Origin of the sequence: Acinetobacter sp. NIPH 542, assembly GCF_000369825.1 — a bacterium.
Taxonomy (GTDB): Bacteria; Pseudomonadota; Gammaproteobacteria; order Pseudomonadales; family Moraxellaceae; genus Acinetobacter; species Acinetobacter oleivorans.
The window spans coordinates 1283593-1297615 of sequence record NZ_KB850206.1; the positions used below are offsets into that span (position 1 = coordinate 1283593).

The 14023-nt window shown below is 37.6% G+C and carries 11 protein-coding genes; 5 read left to right on the top strand and 6 right to left on the bottom strand.

Going from position 1 to position 14023, the window contains the following annotated elements; all coding sequences use genetic code 11:
* Positions 1-218: 218 nt before the first annotated feature.
* The gene (locus F886_RS11550) at positions 219-1271 is read right to left on the bottom strand and encodes an ABC transporter substrate-binding protein (protein ID WP_005305266.1); all 1053 of its coding nucleotides are present in this window, start codon (positions 1269-1271) and stop codon (positions 219-221) included.
* Positions 1272-1554: 283 nt separating this feature from the next.
* On the opposite strand from F886_RS11550, the gene F886_RS11555 reads away from it, so the two are divergent.
* From F886_RS11555 to F886_RS11570, 4 genes are all read left to right on the top strand, one after another.
* Positions 1555-3366 (top strand): ABC transporter ATP-binding protein, encoded by a 1812-nt coding sequence (locus F886_RS11555; RefSeq protein WP_081402166.1) that lies wholly within the window; start codon positions 1555-1557, stop codon positions 3364-3366.
* Positions 3363-5195: an ABC transporter ATP-binding protein gene (locus F886_RS11560; protein WP_005305271.1), complete on the top strand. Its 1833-nt coding sequence runs from the start codon at positions 3363-3365 to the stop codon at positions 5193-5195. The genes F886_RS11555 and F886_RS11560 overlap by 4 nt, the downstream gene beginning before the upstream one ends.
* Before the next feature lie 166 nt (positions 5196-5361).
* A complete protein-coding gene (locus tag F886_RS11565) occupies positions 5362-7854 on the top strand; it encodes a TonB-dependent receptor plug domain-containing protein (RefSeq protein WP_005305274.1) in 2493 nt (830 codons plus the stop codon).
* 38 nt (positions 7855-7892) lie between these two features.
* Complete coding sequence (locus F886_RS11570) at positions 7893-9155, top strand: lipase family protein (protein WP_005305276.1); 1263 nt, start codon at positions 7893-7895, stop codon at positions 9153-9155.
* A gap of 94 nt (positions 9156-9249) precedes the next feature.
* Here the strand turns inward: F886_RS11570 and F886_RS11575 are convergent, their stop codons facing one another.
* Positions 9250-10338, bottom strand: coding sequence for an LLM class flavin-dependent oxidoreductase (locus tag F886_RS11575; RefSeq protein ID WP_005305279.1), 1089 nt, complete (start codon positions 10336-10338; stop codon positions 9250-9252).
* Positions 10339-10654: 316 nt separating this feature from the next.
* On the opposite strand from F886_RS11575, the gene F886_RS11580 reads away from it, so the two are divergent.
* Positions 10655-11731 (top strand): sigma-54 interaction domain-containing protein, encoded by a 1077-nt coding sequence (locus F886_RS11580; RefSeq protein WP_000846949.1) that lies wholly within the window; start codon positions 10655-10657, stop codon positions 11729-11731.
* A 29-nt stretch (positions 11732-11760) separates the two neighbouring features.
* Here F886_RS11580 and tatC read toward each other — a convergent pair whose 3' ends face one another.
* The 4 genes from tatC to F886_RS11600 form a co-directional block, all read right to left on the bottom strand.
* On the bottom strand, positions 11761-12507 hold the full coding sequence (tatC, locus tag F886_RS11585; protein WP_005305285.1) for a twin-arginine translocase subunit TatC: 747 nt from the start codon (positions 12505-12507) through the stop codon (positions 11761-11763).
* The gene (gene tatB, locus F886_RS11590; RefSeq protein WP_005305288.1) at positions 12504-12920 is read right to left on the bottom strand and encodes a Sec-independent protein translocase protein TatB; all 417 of its coding nucleotides are present in this window, start codon (positions 12918-12920) and stop codon (positions 12504-12506) included. The genes tatC and tatB overlap by 4 nt, the downstream gene beginning before the upstream one ends.
* 13 nt (positions 12921-12933) lie before the next feature.
* Entirely contained in the window at positions 12934-13149 is a 216-nt protein-coding gene (locus F886_RS11595; protein WP_005040670.1) for a Sec-independent protein translocase subunit TatA, read from the bottom strand.
* A 96-nt stretch (positions 13150-13245) separates the two neighbouring features.
* Entirely contained in the window at positions 13246-14016 is a 771-nt protein-coding gene (locus tag F886_RS11600; RefSeq protein ID WP_081402167.1) for an ABC transporter ATP-binding protein, read from the bottom strand.
* Positions 14017-14023 lie beyond the last annotated feature (7 nt).

Sequence of the window (14023 nt, forward strand, 5' to 3'; positions counted from 1 at the left end):
TTTGTTTCGACAAAAGTAGGCAAAACCATTGTCATCAGCAAAACCTGTTCATTTTTTGGATTTATTTCAAATGTATCGTAGAAACATTATCTTGCGTACATCACGCAGGTTGCTGATGACGTTTCCGAGTATCATACTTCTTATTGAACTCAGCTTAATTAATAAAATCAAGTTGTAAAAAAGGTTGTCATCAAGACAACCTTTTTGCTTTTGTACTATTAAGCCACTTGAGCTTGAATAGAAATATCTTGCGCAAGCCATTCACGAACATTAATTTGTGCAGGAATAAAGTTCCAGCGATAGAGAAAGTCACTCAAGTCTTGTAAAGCAATAATTGAAGTCTCATCAAAGTTAGTGTTGAGTTTCAGATGTGCGTCTGCCCCATACGCTGCATGAACCCATTGCTCACTACTATTACATTCTTTTGCCAAATAACGATGGGTTTCATCGGCATGTGTATGTGCCCATTGTTCTGCTTGTAAAACAGCATCTACAATTGATTGAGTTTGCTCTGGATATTGTGTTAGAAAATCCTCATCGACAGTCAGTGTTCTTGGTGTTCCATTATTAGAGCGTAGAATAGGGTCTGGATGTGAGCCAATATCAATAATAGTATGCAGAGCGAAATCATGAGCAATTTGCGCAGCATGTGCACCTTTTAGGAAAATGGCATCAACATCACCTTTAATTAACGCCACGATCTCTGCACTTGCATTAATTTTGTTGCGATTACCATAAAAACTAGAATCATTTTCTTCAGGCTGTTGTTGTTGGGCGGCTAAAATGTCTGCTCGTAAACAATCGATCAACTCAAGATCATTCACCTTCAAATTTACAGTTTTTAAAGCATTCTCTAAACCACGAATCGCCTGTGCACGCGAGAAATCAATAATTGCATCTTGATTCAGTGGAATACCAAAACGTTTGCCTTTTAATTCTGCAACAGTTTTGATGTTTGAATCGTAGCGTGTTAATAACAATTGAACTTCATCAGCCCAAGATAATCCAATTACTTTGGTTTTTTGACCCGATGCATATGCCCAGATGGCTGGAATACTGCCGCCATGTCGAACTGAGTTGGCAAGGGTGTGGTTAAAATGAGAGTTACGAATATCTTTGGAGTTTGATTCTCGAATTGATTTTATTTCAATCTGTTGCTCCTTAAACTTTTCTTTGAGCCAACCTTTTTGAATTGAAATGCCTAGACCAGTTGGTACAGGGCAGCGCGTGTACCAAAGTGTGTTTAATGGTTGAGTTTGAAGTGTTGTCATCGTGACATCCTTTTGTGGTTTTCATGCTTTAAAGCAAAATTGATGCCATTCATTAATTCATTGATATTTATAACTTATTTTTAATATCTTTTTTTGTGATGTTGATATATCAAATTTTGTTGCGATTACAACACAAGAATTGCGCGGGTGTTTTAAAAACAACACCTCCATAAATAGCGCTGTATAAAAATAATATAAAACAATAATTTAAAATATTTTTTAAGGTCATTAATTTGGCATGAATCTCGCAATAAAACGGAATCTTAAGTTTTTACTATCCTTTATGTTTAAAAATTATCCATTATTACGAAGTTTAGCTTTATATCGTTTTATGCCATTTCGTTTCTTATTGACGGCGACCTTATTTGTTATTGCAAATATCGGGTTAGCACTTCAACAGTATTCAATCGGACATGCGATTGATACCTTAAAACATAGTGAACGAGAAACCTTATTTGAACACGCTATCACTGATCCTTTAAATCCTTGGTTTTGGTTCATTCTACTTACGAGTATTGCCAGTATTAGGGCTGTTATTCAATATCTGGCAGGGTTAAGTGCTTTAACCATTGGTCAGCAACTACTAAGTATTTTAAGAGAAAGAATCTTTAGCCAAGTACAGCATTTAGATGTTTCATGGCACTGGAAACATGGGCTGGGAGAAGTATTATCTCGTACAACACGTGATTCAGATAAATTAAAAGAAGCATTGATCAATTTTTGGCGACAAGTGTTTGAGTCAAGCTTGGTTGTTACCGTAACCGTTGGGCTCTTATGTTGGTATCATCCTTGGCTTGGCCTAGTTCCCTTATTATTTATTTTTTTAGGATTATGGGTTCTATTTAAACTGACCAATCAATTGGTGGTTCTGGACCATCAAGTTGCATCTGCATATGAAAAAGTCAGCGATACCTTGGCAGAGAGCGTGAATGGAATTCGAGTGGTCAAAGCTTTTCAACTCGAAGAGAAACTCTTACAACGCTTTAACCATGCTGTAGATCTATTTATTTATCATTCTATTCAGACTATCAAGACAAGTGCGAAACGGTTACCTATTCCGCAAGTGATTATTGCGGGTTCTTACTTATGGGTCATTGCTTTTGGTGCTTACTTAATTGGTCAAAATCAGTTGCAAGTAGGGCAATTTGTTGCTGCCATTCTCATGGCAAATTTATTGGTGTTTCGTATTGAAAGCATTGGTCAGGTCTTACATATTTTCGCTGATGCTCGCTCGTCTGCAACAAGAATCTGGCAAATGCTAGATGAGAAGTCCGCAATTGAAGATCAACAATATCCTCTAACCTTGCAAAGGCGTGATGAGTTAAGCATTAAATTAGAAAATGTCAGCTTTCAGGATAAAACAACAAAAAATTATATTTTAAAGCAATGCAGTGTTGAATTTCGAGCAGGTGAAATCGTTACTGTTGTCGGTAAGACAGGCTCAGGTAAAACGACTTTGATGAATTTACTCAATCGGTTTATTGATCCAACAGAAGGGCAAGTTTTGATTGGCTCTGAGCAAATGGGCTGGACGAATATTAAAGATTTAAGCCTATTTGAATTACGACATTTGGTTCAGATCATTCCTCAAGAAAATTTCTTTTTTAGTGGCACACTGGCAGATAACTTAAGAGTTGCTAAGCAAGATGCAACTGAGCAAGAGATGAAAGAGGCTTTACATTTAGCTTCTGCATCTGAACTATTACAAAGACTTGATCATGGCTTAGACACGTTGATTGGGGACAAGGGCGTTACCTTGTCTGGAGGACAAAAACAAAGACTTGCTTTGGCCCGTTCTATTTTAAAAAATTCTCCAATTTTAGCGTTAGATGATTCTACCAGTGCCTTAGATGCGACTACAGAAAAACAAGTTTTACAGCGTTTATCAGCACTTTCTAATAATGGAAACCATTTTAAGAAAACAATCATTATTAACTCTAATAAACAAACCACGATTGCTTTATCTGATCGCGTTATTGTGCTTGATCAGGGTCACATTATTGCCCAAGGCTCACATGCTGTATTAGTTCAAAATTGTTTGTTTTATCGAGAGTTGATGGGTTTTCAGTTAGAGCAGCAGGAGATTGATGCATGAATACCAGTATTAAAAATTTCCGCCCATTTGCAAAATCAGCTGATCTACAAATTGAAGAAAATTTGGCAAATGCCTCAATTCATAGAGGAATGCTAAAAAAACTTATTCCTTTAGTTTATCCCATCCGTTACTTGCTACTAGCTTTAATTGCAGTAGAAATTTTACAAGTGATGAGCGTTTTTGTCCGGCCTTGGGTGGTGAAATATATTTTAGATTTGGGCTTTCAACAAATTGCTGGAAAAATGGTATTGAATCAGCCTGTTTTGTTGATTGCGATTAGCATTTTAACCTTAAGTTGGATTTGTCGTTTTGCTTTAGCGGGCGTATCAAAATATCTTTCAGGCCGAGCAGCTTTGAAAGTGATTAATGGTTTAAGACGTTCGTTATTTCAGCATATCCAAAGTTTAAATATCGGCTATTTTGATCGTACCAAGGCTGGCAGGATTATTTCACGAGCTGATCGTGATGTCGAAACACTAGAGCCTGTTTTAATACAAGGGCCACCAGAGTTACTTTCGGCAATTTTGCGTTGTGGATTAGCTTCAGTACTCCTTTGGCATATCTATCCACCATTTTTCTGGTGCTTATTTGCGACGCTACCCATTTTATTTGGAATGACTGCTATTTTTAAAAAGTCATCACAAAAACATTGGGGACGAGTTGCGGAGGAACGCAGTCGATTTACTGCTCATTTGGTTGAAACAGTAAATGGAGCAAAAATCATTCAGCAGTTAAATTACACTGAAACCAATCAATCTCGTTATCAAGAATTATTAAAAGACTTTAATAACTCTATTATTTATGGCAGCAAGCGGACCAGTTGGTTTGCTCCTTTTACAGGTTTACTTTCGACTCTAGCCACTGCTGGATTCATTGTGATTGGCAGTTATGCTTATAGTGATGGCATGATTAGTATAGGGCAGTTTGCAGAAAGTATTTTCTATGTGTTTTTATTCTTAGCACCCTTACAGGAACTGACCGATTTATTTGAACGTTATGCCAATGGAGCGGCATGTGCACAACGTATATTTCTTCTTTTAGACACTCAATCTACGATTCAAGAACAACCGAATGCTGTGAAGCTTGAACACTTGAACGGTCATATTCGATTTCAGTCGGTAGATTTTGCCTATACCCACAAACCTGTTTTACAAAACTTTAATTTGGACATTGAGGCTGGAAAAATAATTGCGATTGTAGGCCCAACTGGACATGGCAAAAGTACCATGGTTCAGTTGCTAACGCGATTTTATGAACCTCAGCAAGGTGGAATTTTTCTAGACCGTTATCCAATACAAAATATTCATCTTGCAAGTTTAAGACAGCATGTGAGTATCGTTTTACAAGATAATGTTTTATTTAGTGGATCTATTTTAGATAACTTACGTCTAGTTCAACCTGATGCTACAGACCAGAAACTTATCCAGGTTATTGAAGACTTGGGAGCGGATGAGATATTGCAACAACTGCCGCAAGGCTATTTCACCGAAGTGGGAGCGCTTGGTAAAAATCTTAGTCATGGACAAAGGCAACTTGTTTGTTTAGTTCGAGCTTATTTGGCAAACCCTAAAATATTAATTCTAGATGAAGCCACCTCTGCAATCGATATTTATACCGAGCAAAAAATACAATATGCGCTCAGACGTTTATGCCAAAATAGAACCTGTATTGTTATTGCACATCGGCTGAGTACCATTCGTGAAGCCGACAAAATTGTCGTGATTGAAAATGGCCATGTCGCAGAAGAAGGTTCACATGAGCAGTTAATACAGCAGCAGTCAGCTTACTTTCAGTTATATCAGTCATATTTACAAAACCAACTTGTTTAAGCGATTTGCAAATTTCACAACTGTAGTTTTATAAACATTTTTTTGAATCATTGTTTAAATTTAAACAATGATTCTTTTATTTAACCAAATTAAGATATTGATAATAAATAATAAAATATTTGGCATCGGCTTTGCTATATCGGTCTAGATCGTTAAGGAAGCCAATATGCGTACATATTTTTCTCAATTCATTCTTCACTCCTCAATTTTTGCACTGAGTACACTCACTGCCTCAATTACTTTGGCAAATGATCAAAAGAATTTGCCAGAGAAAGAGGATGCCATCACATTACAATCTGTGGTTGTTACAGGCTCTAGACGAGCAATTAGTAATTCTCTGGATGCACCTGCACCCGTTGATATTTTAACTGCCAAAGCGTTACAAGAGACTGGTGCGACTGATCTTGCAGCAGCGTTAACACGGCTGTCTCCCTCGGTGACTTTACCGAGTTCTCCTGCAGGTGGGTTTGGGGCATCGGTTCCGCCAAGTATTGCACTTAGAGGATTATCTGCTGATCAAACTCTAATTTTAATTAATGGAAAACGTCGTCATACATCCGCTTATTTCACCCGCCAAGCCTATGCAGGTGGAAGAGGCGCGGCGGTAACTGACCTAAGTTTAATTCCAGTGAGCGCGATCGAGCGTATAGAAATCTTGCGAGATGGAGCTGCGGCACAATATGGGTCAGATGCAATCGCCGGTGTCGTTAATATTATTTTGAAATCACGAGATCATGGCGGTGGCGTAAGCTATCAAACGGGTGGCTATACTCAAGGAGATGGTGAACAACATAAAGTTAATCTTTGGAAAGGTTTTGCGCTCCCTAATGATGGTGCATTGACGGTTGCATTAGATTTAGGCAAACGTGAAGCTGCAAGTAACACGGCAGCTGATACGCGAACTTTTTATGATGGTTCAACCAAGGCTCAATATACAGAACAAAATACACCCTATAGAACATGGAAATTTGGCTCCCCCGAACAAAAAGATCAAATCAATGTGACTGCCAATCTAGATTTGCCTTTGACAGATGACCTTGCACTTTATGGTTTTAGTAGCTATGGACACCGTAAAACAATAGGGGAAAATTTTTATGAGCCACCAACAACCAAAACAGTACTAAATCAATCCAGCTATTTTAAAGAACGTTATCCAGATGGACGCTCGCCATTGAGCTTAGTCACTGTAGATGATTTTGCAACGACAGTTGGAGTTAAAAAAGGAGAGCAGAAGTCAGGTAAATATGATCTTTATGCGACCTATGGGCAAAATAAAGTCAGCACAGAACAAGGCAATGGCATTAATCCAAGTTACGGGCCAAATTCTCCTTCAAACTATGACTTGGGCGAAAATATTTTTTCACAATTAAATACAGGGCTAGATTATAGCCGTGATATTGCAATTGACTGGTTAGCAAGCCCACTCACGTTATCTACAGGGGTTTTATATCGTTGGGAGCAATATAAGCAAAATGCAGGTGATCCAATTGCCTATACCCGCGGCCCATATTTTAATCCAAGCACAACTTTGGGTGTTGGTGTTCCGGGAATATATGCCGGAATTACAGATCAAGATGAACGAAAAATTAGCCGCGATGTCTATGGTATCTATCTAGATTTAGAAGCAGATATTATTAAAGACTTGAATGTCGGAGCAGCAGTCCGGAGTGAAAAATATTCAGACTTTGGTTCGACTACAAACGGAAAATTATTTGCTAAATATGATGTATCACCTAAATTTACGGTACGTGGTTCAGTCAATACAGGCTATAGAGCGCCGTCATTGGCACAGCAGGGCTATTCGGCTTATAGTGTACAAACAGTGCAGACCCCTTCAGGTTGGCAAGATGTTCAACAAAGAACTTTAGTTGCAGGAAGTGAGGCAGCTTTACTCATTGGCGGAACTTCTCTTAAACCTGAGAAATCGACGAATTATTCTTTAGGTTTTGTCTGGAAGCCACTTGTTAATACATCGGCAACTTTGGACCTTTATCAAATCGACATTAAAAATCGTATTTTGCTTTCAGACAATATTACTGGAAGTGTAATTACCAATGCTTTTGCCAATACACCATATTCAAATATTGCCAATGTGGCGTTCTTTAATAATTTATTAGATACACGTACTCAAGGCTTAGAGCTCGCACTTAAGCATGATTTAAACCTTGAACAATATGGCAAGTTAAATCTGAACCTGGGTCTGGCATATAACAAAAATGAAATTACCGAAACTCGAGATTCTATTACCGCAAAAGGTGAACGAATTCCTGTTTCAAGCATTGCAGGACGAAATACACAAAGCCTCATTGAGTCTGCTGCACCAAAAACAAAGCTAACGCTTGGCGCACTTTGGTCAAATCAAGCTTGGAGCGTGAATACGGCTGTCCGTCGCTACGATAAATGGACCACTTTAAATAATACCAATACTGCACTAGACCAAACCTTTGACCCTCAGTGGATTGCAGATTTGGATATTGGCTACAAAGCGGATGCATTCGTGAAAGGCCTGAAATTCAATTTAGGGGCGATCAACTTATTTAATAGCCATCCTGATCAAGCCAAAGATTCTTCAGTCGGCAACATTGTCAAATATAGTTTTAATGCGCCTGAAGGAGCATTTGGAACGTATTTATATGGCCGCGTAAGTTACGAATTTTAAATCAAAAATGATGAGACAGTTTTTTAAGGTAAATAACAATGCAACATACTTTTTTATCAACTTTATGCAAGTTTTCTTTAATCACAACGATGTTAACTTCAAGTTGTTTGGCCACCGCTCAACAAGCTCCAACGCCTGAAGATAAATATGGAGATGGCCGAGTTTCCGAGTTTTATACATGGAAATCAGCTATTCCTGAACAGGCAGGAAAATTATTAAAAACTGAAGCGATTCATAATCCTTATATTCGTTTAGCAAATGACAGTCAGGCTATTCGAATTCTCTACAGTTCTACCAGTGGTAAAGATAGCAAAACACCTATCGTGGTTTCAGGAAGTATTCACTTACCAAAAGGAAAGCCGCCTAAAGAGGGTTGGCCAGTGGTGTTATGGGCACATGGTACTGTAGGTTTGGCCGATGCTTGTGCGCCGTCTTGGAGTGGACGATCATACCGAGATGTACAATATTTAAACCGTTGGCTTAAAGAAGGATTTGCGGTCGTTGCCACAGATTACGAAGGGTTAGGTGTTGCAGGACCACACTTGTTAATTAATAACCCAATGCTGGCTTATAGTATTTTAGATAGTGGTAGAGCTGCTTTAAAAACCAAGTTGCCACTTGCCAATAAGTTTGTGATTGTTGGCCAATCACAAGGAGGCGCTGGGGCTGTTGCGGCTTCTTCCTATTCGGCAACGTACGCACCTGACTTAAATATTAAGGGTTCAATTGGTACGGGCGTGATTTATCAAGATCCTGAAGCGACGCCTGAAAAAAATCAGTTAAAGTTAAATCCTTACGAAGTCAGCCCATCACTGGCTTATGGCATCTATAGTTTTTTAGTGACACAAAGTTTATATCCAGAAATTAAAACAGAAGATATTTTCACGCCTGAAGCTGCTCCTTTAGTTGAACAAGCAAGAAATGCCTGCTTAACAAGTTTTATGGGAGATATTCAAACCGCAGGGCTTTCGCCAGCACAAGCATATAAACCTAATCCGCCGGCAAGCTATAAAAAACTGCAAGAGAAACAGTCAAATGATTATGGTTATTACCCTACATTAAAAATCAGTCATCCATTATTTATTGGGACAGGGGCAAATGACCGAACTCCAGATGCTCGTTCTCAAATGAAGCTGGTGGCAGATGCTTGTAAAGCAGGTACGGTGGTCGAAGGCCATTTGTATCATGGCTTAGGACATAGCGAAACTGTGAATGCCTCATTAAAAGATTCAATTCCGTTTGCTAAAAAGGTGATTGCAGGAGAGAAAATTCAGGCTATTTGTAAACCTGACTTGCAATAAAAGATGGAATAAAGATTTTCTCACTGAAGAAAATCTTTATTAAAAAAAACCGCTCTTCAAAAATATTGAATGAGCGGCTTTTTTCTTTAAATGTTTAAGCGATTTGTTTTAATTTTTTGGCTGCCTCTTCACGTACAGCGGGGATAATATAACGACCATAATCGACCGTATCATAGATCGGATCGTAGCCCCGATTTAAGAAAGTCGTCACCCCTAAATCTACATAATCAAGTAATGAGGCAATAATGGTGTCTGGTGTACCAACAAGGGCAGTCGTATCGCCATAAGCCCCTACAGCAGTTGCAGTTGGCATCCATAATGCGCGGTCATGTCGATCACCTTGCTGGGCCGCTGCCAATAAGCGCTGTGAACCGATGCCTTTGATTTTATGTCCCGACAATGTGCCGCTATTTTGAAAAGTCGGATTATTTTGAATATCTGCAAGAATCTGTTCTGCTCGTTGCCAAGCAAGTTCTTCAGTTGCACCAATAATAAGACGGACAGATAAGCTAACAGGAGGCTGGGGTTTATTGGCTTTTTCTGCTGCGAGCTTCAATTTAGTAATTTGCTCTTTTACTCCAGTCAGTGGTTCACCCCATAGTGAATAGAGATCTGCATGGCGGACTGCAATATCATAAGCGATGTCTGAAGAGCCACCGAATGAAATCGGGATTGTACCGTTGACTGGTTTTAACGGGCAAAAAGCATTATCTAACTTAAAGTATTTACCTTCATAGCTAATGGGTTGATCGCTTTTCCAAAGTTTCTGGATGATATCTAGATATTCACCCGTCCGTTCATAGCGCTGAACTTTATCAACAATATAATCGCCTTCTTGAGGCTCCGCTGTAATTCCGGTAATTGCATGTAAACGGATTCTTCCACCACCTGTAGTATGGTCAAGCGTAGCAAAAGAACGTGCAGCAAGATTTGGAGTGAGAAGTGCAGGACGATGGGCAATCATAAATCCAAGACGTTCTGTATGTTGGGCAAGGTATGCCGCGATTTGTGCGCTGTCTGGACTGGTTGGTCCGCTAGCAATTAAGACTTTATCAAAATCCGCATATTCATGTGCCCGTGCGTGGTAACGTAGATATTCGAGGTCAATTTTATGGCCAATTCGCGTTCCTTTGGTTTCAGACCATTGGTTAGGGAAAACCATACCTACAAATTCGATGCTCATTATTAAACCTATTTTGTGGATTTTAAATAGATGAGCAAAATAAATGCCAAGCTTTATACCTATATAAATCAAATATAGAAATGGATTATAATTTTTTAGAGTGTTTGGATTTAATCAAAAAATAAACATTGTGTTTGAGAAGCAACATATCATAAAAAAAGAATTGTGTTTATTTTTAATTTATAAGAGAAAATATTTTCAGAATAAAATAGGTGAATTTTGGATTAAATATATTTATTTGTTATTTATTAAAAAACGAACTGAAATGTAATATAGCCTTTTAGAATGCTTATATCATAAGTTTTATGGGGTAATTATGAAGACCTTTTTAGATAATGATTATAAAGTAATTACTTTGCCTGATAATGGTGTTCCTGTAAAACCAATAAGAGCAAAAGCAATTATCTTTTCAGATCAGAACTCCCGTAAATTATTAAATCAAGTTGAAACGATTGCTCCAAGCTCTGCTAGTGTCATCATTCAAGGAGAGTCTGGAACAGGTAAAGAGTTAATTGCACGCGAAATTCATTTGAAAAGTGATCGTAAAAATAAGCCTTTTCTTGCGGTCAATTGTGGTGCTTTGGTCGAGACTCTTGCTGAGTCTGAACTGTTTGGCTATGAAGCTGGCGCTTTTACGGGTGCAAACAAAACTCGAGCTGGTATTTTTGAAACAGCCGATGGTGGTACTTTATTTTTAGATGAGGTGGGTGAGTTACCTCTATCCTTACAAGTTAAGCTGTTAAGGGTATTGCAAGAAAAAGAAGTCGTACGTGTGGGTGGTCGAAAACCAATTCCAATTAATGTCCGTATTCTGTCGGGGACGCACGTCGATCTACGTAAAGCTGTAGCAGAAAACAAGTTTCGTCTAGATTTATATTATCGCTTGAATGTAGTTGTGCTTAATATTTTGCCACTGCGTGAACGTAAAGGAGATATTTTACCTCTGGTTGATTTCTTCTTAAGTTCATACTCTCAGAAGCTTATTACCACTAAGCCAAACATCAGTGATAGAGCAAGAAATGCACTGCTGAACTATAGCTGGCCAGGTAACATTCGTGAGCTAGAAAACAATATTCATTATGCTTTGCTGGTGAGTGGCGGTAAAACAATTGATCTTGAGCATTTAAGATTTTCTGAGGAAACGGGTTCTGCCGTGTTACCAGACAATGATCTTATTCAAGAGTTTGAAAGTATTTTGAAGCGTTTGTTTCAAGAATATGATGGGGAAGCATGGCATATTATTGAAGATAAAATAGTAAATACTGCATTTTCAAGTTGCTGGAATAATCAGGTCAAGACAGCAAAAATGTTAGGCCTATCGCGTAATGTTTTACGTAATCTTTTATCAAGATATAACTTACTACCTAATAAGAATGAAAATGAAATTGCTTAAGGGTTTTACATAGAAAAAACATCCATTTTTTAATGGATGTTTTTTTGCGTTGTGAATTTTGTGACCCATAAACCCAATTCAAAAAGCAGCCACATTGGGATTGCAAGAGCAAGCATGCTAAAAACATCAGGAGGGGTAATAAACATTGCAATAAAAAAGAAGAATACAATGATGTGCTTACGATGTGCTTCTAGCTGTTGAATAGAAATAAGGCCAATAAAAATAAGAATATAAGTTAAAACTGGAATTTGAAATGCCAGACCAAAAGCTAGAAAAAGCTTTAAACAAAAATCCAGATAGCTATTGATATCCGTCATAGGTAACACATTATCAGGCGATGCCAATACGAAAAACTTTAAAGCAAGTGGCAAAATTAAAGTATAGGCAAACACAATTCCTAAATAAAATAAAAGGTTACTCGAAAACACAAGTGCTATACCGAACCTTTTTTCTTTTTGATAAAGTGCGGGAGCAACAAATTGCCAAAATTGATAAAGAATAAAGGGAATACTTAATAAAATCGCAAAATAAATATTGAGCTTAAAAGGTGCTAAAAATGTACTCATGACATCTGTTGCAATCATGGTGGAATTGCTAGGAAGTAATGAAATTAAAGGATGAGCAAGAAAATGGTAGTTCTTTTGAGCAAGCGGAAGTAATAATAAAAAAATCGCTAAAACAATACTAATGCTATAGATCAGTCGTTTTCTTAATTCTTTTAAATGTTCGCTATATTTCATTTCAGTGAGGCTTTCACTGACAATATGTTCCGTCATGCGGCTTGATCCTCACTGAATTTATTGGCTGTTTTAAAATGAGCTAAAAATGGTGTCTTTAACTCATCTTGTGAACGGGTATAGATATAATCATTGATACGCCGTGCTTTGGTTTTTTGTTCCGTAAAAACAGATGTTTGTACATTTTCAATTTCTTGTTGCATGAGAGCGAGTTGTTGTTTGAGCTGCTCTTCATTTTGTTTTATTTTTTGCAGCTCTTCTTGCATGATTCTCTTAAGTTCGAACAGGTCAAGTTCGTTTTCAATATCATTTTGAATTTTACTAATTTGGTTCTTAACTGCTCTGTATTTAAGGAGGACTGATCTTAACGTGTGAGGAAGCTTTTCAGGTCCTAAAATAATAAGCGCAATAATTGCAAAAGCTAATAACTCTCCAAAGCTGATATTAAACATAATAATAAATCACTCATATTTTATTTTGTTTTTCATTATGTGATTCAACTGGACTAATATCTTTGTATTGCTGATTCTGCAATAATTTCTGATCATCAGAATTAACTGAGTCTTTGAAGTCTTTAATTGCACCACCTAAGTCCTTACCAAGGTTTTTTAACTTTGAAGTTCCAAATAATAAAATAACAATAACTGCGAACAGTAAAATATGCCAAATAGATAAACCCATTTTCTTTATCCTATATTAATTAAATGTAAAGAATATTAATATCACGATATTATCTGTTTTCTAAATCATATTAATATCGATCAATATTCAAATTAATTATGCAGTGTGATCTAGCATATTAAGTGCCTGATTACGGAAACCAAATAACAGCTCACTTTCTTTATGTCGAGGATGAGCTAATGGAACTTGAATAATTTCTTTAATTTTTCCTGGTCGAGCTGACATCACAATCACACGGTCTCCGAGATAGACAGCTTCTTCAATATCATGGGTGACTAAAATCATGGTGATTTTTTCGTGTTGCCAGATACGCTGAAGTTCAGCTTGTAAGTGACTCCGTGTTATGGCATCTAAAGCACCAAAAGGCTCATCCAAAAGTAAAATATCGGGTTTATTGACGAGTCCGCGGGCAATTGCAACACGTTGTGCCATGCCACCAGAAAGCTCATGTGGATACGCCTTTTCAAAACCCTTCAGCCCGACAATTTCTATATGCTCATTTACCCGTAAATTTCGCTCTTCACGGGTTAGTGGAGTCTCTTCAAGTGCTAAATGGATATTTTCAAAAACAGTAAGCCATGGAAGTAATCGGTGCTCTTGAAAGATAAGACCGCGTTTTAAATCTGTACCTTTTATCTGAGTTTGATTTAGTAAAATTTCACCGTCATAGTCTTGATCTAATCCAGCAATGAGGCGCAGTAGTGTTGATTTTCCACAGCCACTACTGCCAACAATCGAAATAAATTCACCTTGCTCAATGTTGAGGTTAATCCCATCTAAAACGGTCAAAGTATTTTGATCACGTTGAAAAGATTTATTGAGTTTTTTAATAGAAAGTAGAGAGAAAGACATATAAATTCCTAACAATATTTTT